Genomic DNA, 15,846 nt, shown 5'->3' on the forward strand with positions numbered 1-15,846 from the left:
ACTCACTTTGCGCTGGAATTCTAGCACTATTCCCGCACGATATGGGTTTGCTCAATCGCATTTCTGCGCAGCTGCTCACGCAACTGCACAACTTCTTCGTTACTGCTCAGAGGCCCGATTCGTACCCGGTGCAACACCGGTTGTTCATCGGCACTGTGCACCTCCACCGGGAAGTCCGTCAGGGCACTGACCCGCGTCTGCTGGGATTTGGCCGCATCCAGTGAGCCAAAAGCGCCCACCTGCAAAAACGTTTTTTGGCTGGTCTCCCCGCTATCGGAAGACGTGTCCGCTTCGGCCCGCAGAGGCGCCGGAGGCTGATTACCGGGTACGATGATTTCCACTTCCACCTGCGCGGTTCCCTGGCCGGCAAACCCCAGCCGCTGAGCGGCGGCGTAGCTCAAATCGATGATGCGGTTGCCGTGAAAAGGACCGCGATCATTGACCCGAACCACCACTTGACGATTGTTGGCCAGGTTGGTGACCCGCACATAACTCGGAATCGGCAGCGTCTTGTGCGCGGCGGTCATGCCGTACATGTCGTAGGTTTCGCCGTTGGAGGTTTTGCGTCCGTGAAACTTCTGACCGTACCAGGAGGCGATGCCCTGCTCCTTATAGCCGGTCTCATCGTCCATCAGGTAATAGGTTTTGCCCAACACCGTATAGGGATTCTTGTTGCCCGCCAGGGTGCGCACCTCCGCCCGCGGCGTGGCATCCGGCACGTGGGAGAGATCCACCGGCTTGTCCGGCCCACGATCCTGTTCTTCAACGGGCCCCAGGGGAGCACAGGCAACCATGAGAGCCAACAGCCCCAGTGCCAGGGCGGCGCGAACCAGTGTCATTGTTCGGTCTCCATCGCGGTTTTTATCTCTTTACTCAGCTGTTCTACTGCCAGGGCGTATAGATGGCTGCGGTTGTAGCGGGTGATCACATAAAAATTGTGAAACGCCAGCCAGAACTCCTCGCCAAAATCGCCCGCCAGCGCCAGCGCATTGGCGGGCAGCTCGGCCGGCAACGGAAAAATCGGTGTCAGGCCGCGCTCGGCCCAGTCCGCCACGGTCAGCTCCGGCGGGTGAATGCGGTTCCAGTCCGAGGCATCGCCCCGCGCCAGATCGTCCGAGGCCCGGGCCCGCAACGCTACCGGCGCTCCGCGCTGCCAGCCGTGCTCGGCAAAATAGTTGGCCACACTGCCGATGGCATCGGTGGGGTTATTCCAGATATCGGCAAAGCCGTCCCCGTCGAAATCGATCGCGTAATGCCGGTAGCTCGAGGGCATGAACTGGCCGTAACCCATGGCTCCGGCATAGGACCCCTTAAAGTCCAAAGGGTTCTGTTCCTGTTCCCGCATCAGAATAAAATACTGGGCCAGCTCCTTGCGAAAAAAGGGCGCGCGCGGGGGATAATCAAAGGCCAGGGTGCTCAGAGCGTCGATCACCCGATGCGAGCCGGTGGTCCGACCGTAATTGGTCTCCACCCCGATAATCGCCAGTACGATTTCCGGCGGTACCCCCAGTTCCCGCTCGGCTCGCGCCAATGCGTCGCGGTGCTCCCGCCAGAAGGCGATGCCCCGGGTCACGCGCAGCGGTTGAAGGAAGATGGGTCGGTACTCGGCCCAGGTGCGGGTGCGCTCCGCCGGCCGCGCGATGGCCTCCAGAATGGTGTCCTGCCGTTTCGCCTCGCCCAACCACCGCTCCAGCCGGGACGCCTCAAAGCCGTGCTCCCGGGACAGCTCGCTCACAAAGGCGCGCGCCTCCGGGTGCTGTCGATAATCGGCGGTACTGCCAACGCTGGCCAGTGCACCGACCAACGCGATTCCCCACTGTCGCCACTGACTGATCACGGTTGCTGTTTACTCCTGACGGGTAACACGTCGACGCTCGGTGGCAATCGACATGAGAATGCCGAAGCCGGCCATCAGGGTGACAATGGCCGTCCCCCCTTGGCTGACCAGGGGCAAGGGGACGCCGACCACAGGCAAGAGGCCGGACACCATGCCCACGTTCACGAACATATACACAAAAAAGGTAAAAGTGATACTCGCCGCCAGCAGCCGGCTGAAGCTGTCCTGGGCGCGCAGGGCGATCAGCAGGCCCCGGGCAATAATCAGCACATACAGCCCGAGCAGCAACAGCACCCCCATCAACCCGAACTCTTCACCCAACACGGCGATAATGAAATCGGTATGCCCTTCGGGCAGAAAGTCGAGCTGGGACTGGGTACCCTGAAGCCACCCTTTCCCGGAATAGCCCCCCGAGCCGATGGCGGTTTTGGACTGGATGATGTTCCACCCGGCCCCCAGGCTGTCCTGCTCCGGGTTGAACAGCGTCAGCACGCGTTGGCGCTGATACTCGTGCATACCGAACTTCCACAGCGGCCAGATACTTGCGAGCACCGCGACAAAGGCGGTGACGATATAGCGCCAGGACAGTCCCGCGAAAAACAGCACCACCAGGCCCGACGAAGCCACCAACAGCGAGGTGCCCAGGTCCGGCTGGCGGACAATCAGCAGCGCCGGCACTGCGACCAGAATCAGGGTCAGCAGAACATGCTTCAAGCGCGGCGGCAGCAGCCGCTGCCCCAGGTAGGCCGACACCATGATGGGGGTCGCCAGTTTCATGACCTCCGAGGGCTGAAAGCGGAATCCGCCAATGCCGAGCCAGCGCTGCGCCCCCATGGCGCCGATACCCAGCACCAACACCAGTACCAGCAGCAGGACACCGCCGCCGTACATCCAGGGCGCCAGGCGACGCAACAGATGGGGGGGCACCTGAGCGGTGACGAACATGGCGACAAGGGCCACCAGAAAATAGGCACCCTGGCGCTGAATGCCAGACATTGACTGGCCGTTGGCGCTGTAAAGTACCACCAGACCGTAGGCCGCTACGGCCAACAGCAGCAATAAGAGCGTAAAGTCCAGGTGCAGTCGCTGCTGCAGCCGATCCCGGCGGCGCAACCCCTGGCCCGCCTCGGGCAGGCGGCGTAGAAAATCCTGATGACTCATGGTGTGCGCGCCCCCAGCACAGGATCCGCCAGAGGGTAAATACCCCGCAGATAGGCATCAAACACTTTACGCGCCACCGGCGCGGCCACCCCGGAACCCGATTCGCCATTCTCAACAATCACCGCCACGGCAATTTGCGGGTCATCCGCCGGGGCAAAACCAACAAATAGCGCATGGTCACGTTGACGCTCTTCCAGTGCCTCCGAGTCGTACTCCTCCCCCTGGGGAATGGCGACCACCTGGGCGGTACCGGTCTTACCGGCAATTTTATAGTCCGCCCCATAGGCCGAACGCCGGGCGGTTCCGCGCTCGCCGTGCATCACCCCCACCATCGCATTGATGATGTAATCCCAATCCTCCTCGGCCACCTCCATCTGCGCCTCTTCAATGACCGGTCGCTCCTGCCCCCCCACTTTAGCCACCATCTGGGGGCGCAGACGACGTCCGCGGCTGGCCATGGTGGCGGTCATCTGGGCCAGTTGCATGGGCGTGGCCAGGGCATAGCCCTGACCGATGGCAAGGTTAAGGTTGTCCCCCGGGAACCAGGGCAGACCGCGTTGATTGCGCTTCCACTCCCGGGACGGCCAGATACCGCTGCGCTCCGAGGGAATATCCACCTCCGTCCGCGACCCCAAGCCAAACTGCACACCAAATTCATGAATGGAGTCGACCCCCATTCGATGACCCAGGTCGTAATAGTAAACATCACAGGACTCGACCACCGCCTGTTCGAGATCGACCTTCGGGCCGTGCCCGGTCCGTTTCCAGTCCCGATACAGGCGATCATCGCCCGGCAACCGATACCAGCCCGGGTCGCGAATGGTATGTTCCCGATCCACCACCTCATGGTGCAGGCCGGCCAACCCGACCACCGGTTTGGTGGTGGAACCCGGTGGATACTGCCCCTGCAAAAACCGGTTGAACAGCGGCAGATCCAGAGATTGGTTCAGGCTGCGATAGTCGCGGAAACTGATCCCGGTGACGAACAGGTTGGGGTCAAAACTGGGCATGGACACCGCCGCCAGCACGCCTCCGGTTTTGACATCCAGAGCAACGACCGCCCCCCGGTAGTCATCCAGGGCGCTGACCGCGGTCGCCTGCAGGCGGGAGTCGAGGTGCAACTGCAGATCTTCGCCCGGTTTGGGGTCGGTGCGATCCAGCACGCGCAATACCCGGCCCCGGGCGTTGGTTTCCACGTTCTGACTGCCCACTTCGCCCAGCAACTGGGCTTCATACTCACTTTCCAGGCCGGTCTTACCAATCGAGTGGGTGCCGCTGTAGCGCTGGTACTGGTCCTCATCAAACCGGGCCAGATCCGCCTGGCTGATCCGGCCCACGTAGCCCAGTACGTGGGCAAACAGGTCACTCTTGGGGTAGTGGCGCACCAACTGGGCGTTCACCTCAACCCCTTCCAGGCGATACTCGTTGACCGCCAGGCGGGCGATTTCCTCCTCGGTCAGACGATAGCGCAGGGGAATGGCTTCAAAGGGACGGCGCCACTGTTGCAGTTGGTCGTAGAACTTTTCCAGGTCGCTCTGGGGAATATCCACCAGTTCCCGCAGCAGCTCGACCGTGGCGGTCATGTCGTTCACCCGCTCGCGAATGACCGACAGGGTATAGCTGGGTCGGTTATCGGCGAGCAGCTCGCCATTGCGGTCGTAGATCAGCCCACGGGTCGGAGGCACCGGCTGCACGTGCACCCGGTTGCGGTCCGAGCGGGTGGCATAGTCCTGGTGATGGGTGACCTGCAGGCTGTAGTACCGCGCCACCAGCACGGCAACCAGAGCGGCCATGATCACAGAGGTGGTGATCACCCGGCTGAGAAAAACGCGGGCTTCCCGGTGGTGATCTTTAAAACGCTGGGCTTCAGACATGAATGAACGGTAACCCGTCGCGACCTTTACTTATGGTATGGGTGATTGTGCAGTATCGAGTAAGCCCGGTACAGCTGTTCAATGACCAGAATCCGCACCAGCGGGTGCGGCAGGGTCAGGGCCGAGAGCGACCACTTGGCTTCAGCCAGAGCGAGACATTCCGGGGCCAATCCGTCCGGCCCGCCAATCAATAAACTGTAATTGGCCCCGCTCATGCGCCACTCATCCAGATTCCGGGCCAGTTGCTCGGTGCTCCAGGCCTTGCCTTTCACATCCAGGGCGATGACCCGGTCCCCTTTGCCGATGGCGGCCATCATGGCCTGGCCTTCGCGCTCCATGGCCACGGCGGTGGAGCTGCTTTTGCCCCGTGGGCCCAGCGGCAATTCCACCAGTTCCACGGTGCAGTCCCGGGGCAGGCGTTTGGCGTATTCGCCGTAGCCTTCCTCAACCCAGTCGGGCATCTTGGTGCCCACCGCAATCAGGCGAATGCGCATGGGTTAGTGTTCGGCACGGTTGCCGGGTTCCATGGACCAGAGTTTTTCCAGTTCGTAGAAGCCCCGGGTTTCCTCCTGCATCACATGCACCACGATATCGCCGAAGTCCACCAAGACCCAATCACCGGAATCCACACCCTCGACACCCAGCGGCTGATGGCCGGCGTGTTTGGCATCCTCTACCACGTTGTTGGCCAGGGACTTCACGTGGCGGCTGGAGGTACCGCTGGCGATGATCAGGGTATCCATCACATCACTCAACTCCCGGACATCCAGTTGCACGATATTTTTCCCCTTCAGGTCTTCCAGGGATTCGACAATAAGCTCATTTAACGCTGCGGACATTCGCCACCTGTTTCAGTCATGTATAAAAAGAGTAAGGCCCGCTCAAGCACGGGCCCGATAAAGGTTGTTGTCCCGAATATACTGCCAGACCGTGTCGGGCAGTAAAAATTGCGGAGAGCGCCCGGCCTGGATCAGGGACCGGATTTCCGTGGCCGAGATCGGCAGCAGACGCAGGGCCTGCACGCCAATGGCGCCCGCCGGAGACGCGGTCAGCGCGTCGGGGGCCACCTGATGCTCGCTCAGCCACTCGGCCAGCGGTCCCCGGGAGGGCAGCTCCCAGCCGGGTCGGGCGATCACCAGCAGATGCCCCCAATCGAGCAGCTCCCGCCAGCCGTGCCACTGCTCCAGCCCGAGAAAGGCATCGCAACCCAGAATCCAGATCAACGGCACCGCCGGCCCCAGCTCCGCGCGGAGGCTTTTCAGGGTATCCAGGGTGTAGGAGGGGCCATCGCGGTGCAGCTCGCGATCGTCCAGAACCAGGCTCGGACAATCGGCCAAGGCCAGGCGCAACATCTCGGTGCGCTCGACGCTGCTCACATCCGGGGTCGCCCGGTGTGGCGGCTGGTGGCACGGCAGCAGCCGCACTTCGTCCAGCGCCAGGGTTTCCCCGGCTTCCAGTGCCATGCGCAGGTGCCCGAGATGAATGGGGTCAAAGGTGCCGCCCAGCAGCCCGATCGCCTGAGTCATAAATCAGTTACGGATGTGTCCGTCGCCCAGCACAATCCATTTCTGGGACGTCAGCCCTTCCAGGCCCACCGGGCCCCGGGCGTGGATCTTGTCGGTGGAAATACCGATCTCCGCCCCCAGGCCGTATTCGAACCCATCGGCAAAACGGGTGGAGGCATTGACCATCACCGAGCTGGAATCCACTTCGTGCAGGAAGCGGCGCGCCCGGGTGTAATCCTCGGTCACGATCGCTTCGGTGTGTTGGGAGCTGTATTGGGCAATGTGGTCCATGGCCTCATCCAGCCCGTCCACAACGCGGATCGCCAACACCGGGGCCAGGTATTCGGTGGCCCAATCTTCCTCGGTGGCAGCCTGCGCCTCAATCAGCGCCCGAGTGCGCTCACAACCGCGCAGCTCCACGCCCTTCTCGGCATAGGCATCCGCCAGGCGGGGCAGAATTTCGGCGGCCACGGCCCGATCCACCAGCAGGGTCTCCATGGCGTTGCACACACCGTAGCGGTGGGTCTTGGCGTTCAGGGCAATATTGAAAGCTTTATCCAGATCCGCTTTGGCATCAATGAACACATGGCAGATGCCGTCCAGGTGCTTGATCACCGGCACCCGCGCGTCGCGGCTGATCCGTTCGATCAGGCCTTTACCACCCCGGGGCACGATCACGTCCACGTACTCGGGCATGGCGATCAGCTCGCCCACGGCGGCCCGATCGGTGGTTTCCACCACCTGCACGGCGGTTTCCGGCAATCCGGCCTCGGCCAGGCCTTTTTTCAGGCAGGCGGCAATGGCGCGGTTGGAATGAATCGCCTCGCTGCCGCCGCGCAGAATCGCGGCATTGCCGGACTTCAGGCACAGGCTGGCGGCATCAATGGTCACATTGGGGCGGGATTCATAGATGATCCCCACCACGCCCAGAGGCACACGCATCTTGCCCACCTGAATACCGCTGGGCCGGAAGTTCATATCGGTGATCGCGCCGCAGGGATCCGGCAGCGCCGCGACCTGGCGCAGCCCTTCAATCATGCCGTCGATGGTCGCCGGCTTGAGCGCCAGGCGGTCCAGCATGGCCGCGTCCAGGCCGTTGGCCTCGCCGGCTTCCAGGTCCTTGCGGTTTTCCTCGGCCAGGGTCGGGCGCGCCGCTTCCAGGGCTTCGGCCATGGCCAGCAGGGCCCGGTTTTTGGTGCCGGCACTGGCAGCAGCCACCACACGGGCGGCACGACGGGCATTGCGGCCCAGATCGGCCATATACTCGATGACGTTGCTCGAATCACTCATAGGGTCGGGAGGCTCTCACATCCTCAAAGTTGCGGTTTCAGAACACTTTCTCAACACAATGGCCGCGATTATACCTTGTTTGGCGGCGCTTTTTGGGGCTTTCAGCTCCCGTTCAGCCAGTTTCTCTTACGCTTGGGACAAGGTAAGCTACGTGGGTCACTGTATGGGGCTCCTGAATATGACACAACACCGGGGAACACTGATGGGCCGAGGCCTGCTGATCGCACTGCTGATGCTCGCTGGCGCACCGCTGTCGCAGACCGCCAGCGCCGCGCCTCAGTCCGTCCAGATCCTGCCGGTCGCCCAGGCGGAAAGCCGGGTCAGTGCCTCCCGTGCCGCCGCCATCGTGCAGAAACGCTACGGCGGCAAGGTGTTGAAAGTCGATACCCAGAATCGCGGCGGCCGCGTGGTACACCGGATCAAAATCCTGCAGGACAATGGCCGCATCAGCACCGTCATGGTCGACGGCCAGTCCGGACAGATTCTCAAGCGCTAGAAACAGGTGACAGGAGACCCGCCATGCGTCTGTTAGTGGTAGAAGATGACCCCGCCCTGCGCACCCAGATTCAGCAGCAACTGCACGCCGAGGGCTTTGCCATCGACCTGGCCCCGGACGGCCGCGAAGGCCTGTTTCTGGGGCAGGAGCACCCCTACGACCTGGCCATTATCGACCTGGGCCTGCCGGACCTGGACGGCGTCAGCCTGATCCGGACCCTGCGCGCCGAAGGCCACAGCTACCCCATCCTGATTCTGACCGCACGCAGCGCCTGGCAGGACAAGGTGGAAGGTCTGGAAGCCGGCGCCGATGATTACCTCACCAAACCCTTTCACCCGGAAGAGCTGCGCGCCCGGCTCAATGCCCTGCTGCGCCGGGCCAGCGGCCTGGCCTCCAGCGTGATCGAGGGCGGCCCCATTGCCATTGATACCATCGCCCGCCGGGTCACCCTGAAAGGCGAACCGGTGACCCTGACCGGCTACGAATACCAGGCGTTGGCCTATATGGCGCTGAACAGCGGCAAGGTGGTGTCCAAAACCGAGCTGACCGAGCATCTGTACGATCAGGACTTCGACCGGGACAGCAACGTGATCGAGGTGTTTATCGGTCGCCTGCGCCGCAAACTGGACCCGGACGGCTCGCTCAAGCTGATCACCACCCAGCGCGGGCTGGGCTATTGCCTGAACCTGCCCGAGGGGTCGGCCGATTCGTGAGTCAGCGCCCACTGTCACTGAATGCGCGCTTATTACTGGCCTCACTGCTGGTACTGCCCCTGTTTCTGGGGCTGACCGGGCTGGTTCTGGAGCGGGCCTTTGACCGCAGCCTGACCACCGCCGCCCGGGAACAGTTGCAGGGCCAGATCTACCTGCTGTTCAGCGTGGCGGAAATGCAGGGCACCGGTGAGCAGGCCCAACTGGAAATGCCCCCGGCGCTGCTGGAACCCAACTTCGAGCGCCTGAACTCCGGGCTCTATGGCTACCTTTCAACTCGGGCAGGACGCACCGTCTGGCATTCCAACTCGGCACAACTGCGCCCCGAGCTGCCCGCCACCGGGGAGTTTCCACAGCCGGGCGACTTGCTGCTCGACCAGATCGAGCTGGATGGCCAACCACACTGGCGCGCCCGTTACGCGGTGATCTGGGAGGATGACGCCGGGCAGGATCACGACTATCTGGTGACCTTGTTGCGCGATCAGACGCCCTACCGGGCCGAGCTGGCCAGCTTCCGGCGCCAGCTCTGGCGCTGGCTGGGCGCCGCCGCCCTGCTTCTGGTGATCGCCCAGAGCGCGAGCCTGCGCTGGGGGCTGCGCCCGCTGGGCCGACTCGCCCGGGCGCTGGATGCCATGCGCGAGGGCTCCCGCCCGCACCTGGAAGGCCGCCACCCGGCGGAGCTGCAACCGGTGGTGGACAACCTCAACCAGGTGCTGGACCGGGAGCAGTCTCTGCGCAAACGCTACCGGGACAGCCTGAGCAACCTGGCCCACAGCCTGAAAACGCCCCTGACCGTGCTGCGCAACCAGGCCAGCGATAGCGCACCGGATAAGGAAGCCCGAAGTGTGATCGCCGAGCAGGTGGCCCGTATGGATCAGGTGGTGAGTTACCAGTTGCGCCGGGCGGTGTCGGAGCAGCAACAGGGCAGCCACCGGCAGACCCCCATTCAACCCGCCGCCCAGCGCATGGTGAACACCCTGGAAAAAGTCTACCGGGAGCAGGCACCGCAGTTTGAGCTGGCCATTCCGGACGGGCTGGCGTTCCCCGGCGATGAGCAGGACCTGCTGGAGCTGCTCGGCAACCTGCTGGACAACGCCTGCAAGTATGGGCGGGGGCGCATTCGCGTCAGCGCCCACAGCGATAGTGAGCATTTACATCTGACCGTGGAGGACAATGGCCCCGGTATTCCCGAGGACCAGCGCGAGCAGGTGATCCGGCGCGGGCAGCGGTTGGATACCCTGCAGGCCGGGCAAGGGATTGGCCTGGCGGTGGCGGCGGATATTGTGGGCAGTTATGGGGGGCGGTTGACCATTGGTAAGTCCGAGATGGGCGGAGCGATAATAAAAATCCAGTTTCCAAACCACGCGTAGGGCGGATCGGTCCGACGCTTCGGAGGCCGGAGGCCGCATCCGCCGTAACCCACGTTGCCGCATTCCGCCGTAACCACAATTCGCGTCACCCCCTTCGCTCGCCCCCACCAAAATCCGCAACCCTGTGCGCCAAATCGCACAAAACGTGCTGCTATCGCCGCACAAACTCCATGGGTAATCCCCGATCCCCCCGGAACGTGAAAACGCGCACACTGGCCGCGTTCAAACAAACCCGGAGGGATAACCATGAACGCGCGTACCTGTATCGCAGTGGACTCCACCTGCGACCTGCCCGCCCAATTTATTCGGGACAACAACATTGAAGTACTGCCGATCTATATCCACCACGCTGGCGGTCGGCAACTGGACTACCGCAACCCGGCCAACACCCTGCGGTTCTATCAATCCCACACCCGGGAGAAATACGGCCTGGCCCAGTCCGAGCCGCTCTCCGTGGAGGACATGACCCAGCTCCTGCAACGCAAACTGCTGCCCAACTACGACCTGGTTCAGGTAATCACCACCAACAGCAAGAAGAGCGAGGTGTTCAAGCGGGTGTCCGAGGCCGCCATGGTCAACGAGCCCAAGTTCCGGGCCATGGAGCGCCCCAACCGGCCACCCTTCCGCATCCGCCTGTACGACAGCATGACCATGTTTACCGGCCATGGATTGTTGGTGTATGAACTGGTCAAGCGTCTGAAGGAGGAGAAAACCCCGATCAACCGCTCCATCCGGGCCATCGACCATATGCGCGAGGAGGTCTACGGTTACATCATTCCCAATGACCTGGCCTACATGCGCGAGCGCCGGCACATGCGCAAGTCCGACCACAAAATTTCCTGGGTGAACTTCAAATTGGCCAGCATGCTGAACCGGCGGCCGATCATTCAGATCCACAAAGGCGACACCGCCAAAATGACCACCGGCAAGGGCTTCTGGGGCAGCCTGGAGGTATTGTTCGACCATGTGCGCAAGCAGATGGAGCAGGGGTTGACCTGTGATGCCATTACCATGAGTTACGGTGGCTGCCTGGATGAGATCAAAAACCATCCCGCAATGATCAGGTTTCGGGAGGATTGTCAGAAAGCGGGGGTGAAAACCCTGCTCTCGATGATGAGCATGACCGGCACCGTCAACGTCGGCCCCGGGGCCTTTGCGTTGGCGTTTGCGACGGATAAGGCGTTGGTTTAGAAGTTGGTGGTATTTATTGGTGGATGACCGATCAATGGTGGATGACGGGCCCGTTGGGCCCTTATCCACCAATCAACCTCCCAACCATAATCAAACGGCCATAAACCCGACGTAAACAACGTAACCGGCCAACAACACCCCGGCCTCGACGCGATTCAACCGCTTCCCGGTCAACAGGAACGCCACCAACGCCAGGGCGGCGGCCAACATCACCCACTGGTCAATGGCCAACAACCGCCCCGCCAGAGGCAACGGCTGGATGATCGACGACACCCCGAGAATCCCCAGCAGGTTGAAGATATTACTGCCGAGAATATTCCCCACCGCCACATCCGCCTGCCGGCGCAACACCGCGATCAGGGACACCGCCATTTCGGGCAGGGACGTCCCCACCGCCACCAGCGTCAGGCCGATCAGCGCCTCCGGGATACCCAGCCACTCACCAATACCCACGGCCCCGTGCAGAAACAGCCGCGCGCCAACAATCAGCAGCACCAGGCCACCCAGGGTCATCACCACCGACAGCCAGAGCGCCTGGGGACGCGGGGTGACCGAGGCGGCCTCCGCCTTATGGAGCTCCACCTCCGGCCCCTCGGGATGCAAACGCTCGGTGCGGTAGGACCAGATCAGATACCCCGCCAACGCCACCAGGAACATCACCCCATCCACGCGCCCGAGGGTACCGTCGCGCATGATCAGCAGCGCCAGCACCGTGGCGACCACCATGGCCAGGCCGTCCCGCTTGAGGGCATTGGTGTGCACGGTCAGCGGCAGCACCAGCCCGCACAGGCCCAGAATCAGCAGGACATTGGCGATGTTACTGCCGATCACATTACCCAGGGCAATGTCCGGACTCTTGGCCAGCGCCGCCTGCAGAGACACCACCAACTCCGGGGAGGAGGTACCAAAGCCGACGATCACCAACCCCGCCAACAGCGGCGACACACCCCAGCGGGTCGCCAGCGCCACCGCCCCACGCACCAGGGTGTCGCCACCGCCGGTCAATAAGGCCAAGCCCAACAATAACCAGACAAAATCCATTAATACCCCTCCGGATTCTGCGACTGCCACCGCCAGGTATCCACCATCATCCGCTCCAAGCCAAACTCCGCTTCCCAGCCCAACTCCCGCTTGGCCAGATCCGCATTGGCGTAACAACTGGCGATATCGCCGGGCCGACGCGGTGCGATGCGGTACGGGACCTTCCGGCCACTGGCCTTTTCAAAGGCCGCCACCATCTGCAATACCGAATAGCCCACCCCGGTCCCCAGGTTATAAGCCCGGCAGCCGGGGCCGGTTTTCTCCAGCGCTTCCAGTGCCGCCACATGGCCCTTGGCCAGGTCCACCACATGAATGTAGTCGCGCACCCCGGTGCCATCCACGGTGTCGTAATCGTCACCAAACACACTCAGTTCCTTGAGCTTGCCGATGGCCACCTGGGCCACATAAGGTAGCAGGTTATTAGGGATTCCGGCGGGATCTTCGCCGATCTGGCCGCTTTCGTGGGCACCTACCGGGTTGAAATAACGCAACAGGGTGATATTCCAGGGCGCCTTGCGGTGCGCCTCCGGTGCCGCCGCCACGTCCCGCAGAATCTCCTCGATGATGAGTTTGCTGCGCCCGTAGGGATTGGTCGCACTGGTGGCGAACGTCTCATCAATAGGCACCGACACCGGGTCGCCGTACACCGTGGCCGAGGAGCTGAAAATCAGCTTGCCCAGCCCCCGGGCTTCCATCACCTCACACAGGGTCAGGGTGCCGCCGACGTTTTCGCGGTAATAGGTCAGCGGGATCTGGCTGGACTCGCCCACCGCCTTGAGCCCGGCAAAGTGCATCACCGCACCAAAGGCGTGCTTTTCGAATACCGCCTCCAGCGCGGGCCGGTCGTTCAGGTCCAGCTCGTAAAACACCGGCGCCTCGCCGCAGATGCCGGCCACCCGATTGATGACTTCGCGCTTGCTGTTGCTCAGGTTGTCCACCACCACCGGCCGGTAACCGGCATTCACCAGTTCCACACACACGTGGCTGCCGATGTACCCCGCTCCGCCGGTCACCAGAATGTCCGGGCGGGCGCTGCGGTCTGTTGAGGGTGAGTGCATACTTAAGTCCTTCTTGTCCGGTCATTTTCAAAGGCCGGGGGCGCGGCGTCACACCCCGGAAAACTGGCTGCATTATGGCACATTCCGGTGTTCCAAAGGCGTTTGCAACACGTATATATATCGGAACCTGGCGCCGCCAATCCGAGTCAAAGCAGAGCCAGAAGAACAACCTTTTTCCTGACAACAACATGCAACAGGTTCATACCGGCAGGCTTGGCACTGTTTTTCCATGGCTTTTCATGGAAAAGGCCGAATGCGTCAAAAATTTCCATGTAAAGACGCTGCCCGGATGACGGTTTTCGGACTATGCTTATCAGTGACAGTGGTTAGCGACTGACTGCAAAGCATTTAACGCAGGGGTGGATCGATGACGATTTTCAACCATTACCGCGAACGTTACATTTCAACCCAACAGGAAGAGTTGAGCATTCAGGAGTACCTGGACCTGTGCAAACAGGACCGCGGCGTTTACGCCACCGCCGCCGAACGGATGCTGATGGCCATTGGCGAACCCGAACTGGTGGACACCTCTCTGGACCCCCGGCTGAGCCGCATTTTTTCCAATAAAGTCATCAAGCGCTACAAGGCCTTCAGCGACTTTTACGGCATGGAGGAGTGCATCGAGCAGATCGTCTCATTCTTCAAACACGCCGCCCAGGGGCTGGAGGAAAAGAAACAGATTCTGTACCTGCTCGGCCCGGTCGGGGGCGGCAAATCCTCCCTCGCCGAGAAGCTCAAAGCCCTGATGGAACAGATGCCCATCTACTGCCTGAAAGGCTCTCCGGTGTTTGAATCGCCCCTCGGGCTGTTCAACCCCGACGAGGACGGCCAGATTCTGGAAGAGGACTACGGCATTCCCCGGCGCTACCTGAAAACCATCATGTCGCCCTGGGCGGTGAAGCGCCTGCACGAGTACGAGGGCGACATCAGCCAGTTCAAGGTCGTGAAGGTATTCCCCTCCATTCTGGACCAGATTGCCATCTCCAAAACCGAGCCCGGCGATGAGAACAACCAGGACATTTCCTCCCTGGTGGGCAAGGTGGATATCCGCAAACTGGAGGACTACCCCCAGAACGACCCGGACGCCTACAGCTTCTCCGGCGGCCTGTGCCGGGCCAACCAGGGGCTGATGGAATTTGTGGAAATGTTCAAGGCACCGATCAAGGTGCTGCACCCGCTGCTGACCGCCACCCAGGAGGGCAACTACAACAGCACCGAGGGTTTGAGCGCCATTCCCTTCGAGGGCATCATTCTCGCCCACTCCAACGAATCCGAGTGGCAGGCGTTCAAAAACAACAAGAACAACGAGGCCTTTCTGGACCGGGTGTACATCGTCAAGGTGCCCTACTGCCTGCGCGTGTCCGAGGAAGTGAAAATCTACGAGAAGCTGCTGGAGAACAGCTCCCTGTACCACTCCCACTGCGCCCCGGACACCCTGCGCATGCTGGCCAAGTTTGTGGTGCTCTCGCGCCTGAAGGAGCCGGAAAACTCCAATATCTACTCCAAGATGCGCATCTACGACGGCGAGAGCCTGAAAGACACCGACCCGAAAGCCAAGTCCATCCAGGAATACCGGGACGCCGCCGGCGTGGACGAAGGCATGACCGGGCTGTCCACCCGGTTCGCGTTCAAGATTCTGTCCAAGGTGTTCAACTTCGACCCCACCGAAGTGGCCGCCAACCCGGTGCACCTGCTCTATGTGCTGGAGCAGCAGATCGAGCGCGAGCAGTTCCCCGCGGAAACCCGCGAGCGCTACCTGGGCTTTATCAAGGAATACCTGGCGCCGCGCTACGTGGACTTTATCGGCAAGGAAATCCAGACCGCCTACCTGGAGTCCTACACCGAGTACGGGCAGAACATTTTCGACCGCTACGTCACCTTTGCCGACTTCTGGATTCAGGACCAGGAATACCGGGACCCGGACACCGGGGAAATCCTCGACCGGGGCGCCCTCAACCAGGAACTGGAAAAAATCGAGAAGCCGGCGGGCATCAGCAACCCGAAGGACTTCCGCAACGAGATCGTCAACTTCGTGCTGCGTGCCCGGGCCAACAACAACGGCCGCAACCCGGCCTGGAACAGCTACGAGAAATTGCGCTCGGTGATCGAGCAGAAAATGTTCTCCAACACCGAGGACCTGTTGCCCGTCATTTCCTTCAATGCCAAGGCTTCCGCCGCGGACCAGAAAAAACACCAGGACTTTGTGGCGCGCATGATCGAGCGCGGCTATACGGAGAAGCAGGTCCGGCTGCTGTCGGAGTGGTATCTGCGGGTCCGCAAGTCCCAGTAAAGCCGGCGCCCCACCCGGGGTGC

16 protein-coding genes are annotated in these 15,846 nt (G+C 61.9%); 5 read left to right on the top strand and 11 right to left on the bottom strand.

The genetic code is table 11. The features are described from left to right. Nucleotides 1–26: 26 nt before the first annotated feature. The 8 genes from OOT55_RS09570 to OOT55_RS09605 are packed head-to-tail and all read right to left on the bottom strand — an operon-like array spanning nt 27 to nt 7,667. Complete coding sequence (locus OOT55_RS09570; protein WP_265365653.1) at nt 27–839, bottom strand: septal ring lytic transglycosylase RlpA family protein; 813 nt, start codon at nt 837–839, stop codon at nt 27–29. Then, on the bottom strand, nt 836–1,837 hold the full coding sequence (mltB, locus tag OOT55_RS09575) for a lytic murein transglycosylase B (protein ID WP_265365654.1): 1,002 nt from the start codon (nt 1,835–1,837) through the stop codon (nt 836–838). Before mltB ends, OOT55_RS09570 begins: the two co-directional genes overlap by 4 nt. Nucleotides 1,838–1,846: 9 nt before the next feature. Beyond that, nucleotides 1,847–2,998, bottom strand: coding sequence for a rod shape-determining protein RodA (rodA, locus tag OOT55_RS09580; protein WP_265365655.1), 1,152 nt, complete (start codon nt 2,996–2,998; stop codon nt 1,847–1,849). Then, nucleotides 2,995–4,872 (bottom strand): penicillin-binding protein 2, encoded by a 1,878-nt coding sequence (mrdA, locus tag OOT55_RS09585; RefSeq protein WP_265365656.1) that lies wholly within the window; start codon nt 4,870–4,872, stop codon nt 2,995–2,997. Before mrdA ends, rodA begins: the two co-directional genes overlap by 4 nt. 26 nt (nt 4,873–4,898) lie before the next feature. Next, nucleotides 4,899–5,366, bottom strand: a complete 468-nt coding sequence (gene rlmH / locus OOT55_RS09590) for a 23S rRNA (pseudouridine(1915)-N(3))-methyltransferase RlmH (protein ID WP_265365657.1) — start codon at nt 5,364–5,366, stop codon at nt 4,899–4,901. A 3-nt stretch (nt 5,367–5,369) separates the two neighbouring features. Further along, nucleotides 5,370–5,711 carry a ribosome silencing factor gene (gene rsfS, locus OOT55_RS09595; protein WP_265365658.1) on the bottom strand — a complete coding sequence of 114 codons (342 nt, stop codon included), beginning with the start codon at nt 5,709–5,711 and terminating at the stop codon, nt 5,370–5,372. 42 nt (nt 5,712–5,753) lie between these two features. After that, a complete protein-coding gene (gene nadD, locus OOT55_RS09600; protein ID WP_265365659.1) occupies nt 5,754–6,398 on the bottom strand; it encodes a nicotinate-nucleotide adenylyltransferase in 645 nt (214 codons plus the stop codon). 3 nt (nt 6,399–6,401) lie between these two features. After that, on the bottom strand, nt 6,402–7,667 hold the full coding sequence (locus tag OOT55_RS09605) for a glutamate-5-semialdehyde dehydrogenase (protein ID WP_265365660.1): 1,266 nt from the start codon (nt 7,665–7,667) through the stop codon (nt 6,402–6,404). A gap of 178 nt (nt 7,668–7,845) precedes the next feature. On the opposite strand from OOT55_RS09605, the gene OOT55_RS09610 reads away from it, so the two are divergent. From OOT55_RS09610 to OOT55_RS09625, 4 genes are all read left to right on the top strand, one after another. Then, a complete protein-coding gene (locus OOT55_RS09610; protein WP_265365661.1) occupies nt 7,846–8,163 on the top strand; it encodes a PepSY domain-containing protein in 318 nt (105 codons plus the stop codon). Nucleotides 8,164–8,186: 23 nt separating this feature from the next. Further along, nucleotides 8,187–8,876: a response regulator transcription factor gene (locus OOT55_RS09615; RefSeq protein WP_265365662.1), complete on the top strand. Its 690-nt coding sequence runs from the start codon at nt 8,187–8,189 to the stop codon at nt 8,874–8,876. Next, on the top strand, nt 8,873–10,243 hold the full coding sequence (locus tag OOT55_RS09620) for an ATP-binding protein (protein ID WP_265365663.1): 1,371 nt from the start codon (nt 8,873–8,875) through the stop codon (nt 10,241–10,243). The genes OOT55_RS09615 and OOT55_RS09620 overlap by 4 nt, the downstream gene beginning before the upstream one ends. Before the next feature lie 246 nt (nt 10,244–10,489). Continuing rightward, complete coding sequence (locus OOT55_RS09625) at nt 10,490–11,434, top strand: DegV family protein (RefSeq protein WP_265365664.1); 945 nt, start codon at nt 10,490–10,492, stop codon at nt 11,432–11,434. A 90-nt stretch (nt 11,435–11,524) separates the two neighbouring features. Here the strand turns inward: OOT55_RS09625 and OOT55_RS09630 are convergent, their stop codons facing one another. From OOT55_RS09630 to OOT55_RS09640, 3 genes are all read right to left on the bottom strand, one after another. Further along, nucleotides 11,525–12,475, bottom strand: a complete 951-nt coding sequence (locus OOT55_RS09630; RefSeq protein ID WP_265365665.1) for a calcium/sodium antiporter — start codon at nt 12,473–12,475, stop codon at nt 11,525–11,527. Further along, on the bottom strand, nt 12,475–13,533 hold the full coding sequence (gene galE, locus OOT55_RS09635) for a UDP-glucose 4-epimerase GalE (RefSeq protein WP_265365666.1): 1,059 nt from the start codon (nt 13,531–13,533) through the stop codon (nt 12,475–12,477). The genes OOT55_RS09630 and galE overlap by 1 nt, the downstream gene beginning before the upstream one ends. A gap of 146 nt (nt 13,534–13,679) precedes the next feature. Then, the gene (locus OOT55_RS09640) at nt 13,680–13,805 is read right to left on the bottom strand and encodes a hypothetical protein (RefSeq protein WP_265365667.1); all 126 of its coding nucleotides are present in this window, start codon (nt 13,803–13,805) and stop codon (nt 13,680–13,682) included. 95 nt (nt 13,806–13,900) lie between these two features. On the opposite strand from OOT55_RS09640, the gene OOT55_RS09645 reads away from it, so the two are divergent. Next, nucleotides 13,901–15,823 (top strand): PrkA family serine protein kinase, encoded by a 1,923-nt coding sequence (locus OOT55_RS09645; protein ID WP_265365668.1) that lies wholly within the window; start codon nt 13,901–13,903, stop codon nt 15,821–15,823. The last annotated feature ends 23 nt before the right edge of the window (nt 15,824–15,846 follow it).

This window comes from Marinimicrobium sp. C6131 (genome assembly GCF_026153455.1).
Lineage (GTDB): Bacteria > Pseudomonadota > Gammaproteobacteria > Pseudomonadales > Cellvibrionaceae > Marinimicrobium.

Coding starts and splice junctions, on each gene's coding strand:
- OOT55_RS09570 (WP_265365653.1), bottom strand. CDS start 839: ATGACACTGGTTCGCGCCGCCCTGGCACTGGGGCTGTTGGCTCTCATG.
- OOT55_RS09610 (WP_265365661.1), top strand. CDS start 7,846: ATGACACAACACCGGGGAACACTGATGGGCCGAGGCCTGCTGATCGCA.
- rsfS (WP_265365658.1), bottom strand. CDS start 5,711: ATGTCCGCAGCGTTAAATGAGCTTATTGTCGAATCCCTGGAAGACCTG.
- rodA (WP_265365655.1), bottom strand. CDS start 2,998: ATGAGTCATCAGGATTTTCTACGCCGCCTGCCCGAGGCGGGCCAGGGG.
- OOT55_RS09645 (WP_265365668.1), top strand. CDS start 13,901: ATGACGATTTTCAACCATTACCGCGAACGTTACATTTCAACCCAACAG.
- nadD (WP_265365659.1), bottom strand. CDS start 6,398: ATGACTCAGGCGATCGGGCTGCTGGGCGGCACCTTTGACCCCATTCAT.
- OOT55_RS09640 (WP_265365667.1), bottom strand. CDS start 13,805: ATGGAAATTTTTGACGCATTCGGCCTTTTCCATGAAAAGCCATGGAAA.
- rlmH (WP_265365657.1), bottom strand. CDS start 5,366: ATGCGCATTCGCCTGATTGCGGTGGGCACCAAGATGCCCGACTGGGTT.
- mrdA (WP_265365656.1), bottom strand. CDS start 4,872: ATGTCTGAAGCCCAGCGTTTTAAAGATCACCACCGGGAAGCCCGCGTT.
- OOT55_RS09625 (WP_265365664.1), top strand. CDS start 10,490: ATGAACGCGCGTACCTGTATCGCAGTGGACTCCACCTGCGACCTGCCC.
- OOT55_RS09605 (WP_265365660.1), bottom strand. CDS start 7,667: ATGAGTGATTCGAGCAACGTCATCGAGTATATGGCCGATCTGGGCCGC.
- OOT55_RS09615 (WP_265365662.1), top strand. CDS start 8,187: ATGCGTCTGTTAGTGGTAGAAGATGACCCCGCCCTGCGCACCCAGATT.
- OOT55_RS09630 (WP_265365665.1), bottom strand. CDS start 12,475: ATGGATTTTGTCTGGTTATTGTTGGGCTTGGCCTTATTGACCGGCGGT.
- galE (WP_265365666.1), bottom strand. CDS start 13,533: ATGCACTCACCCTCAACAGACCGCAGCGCCCGCCCGGACATTCTGGTG.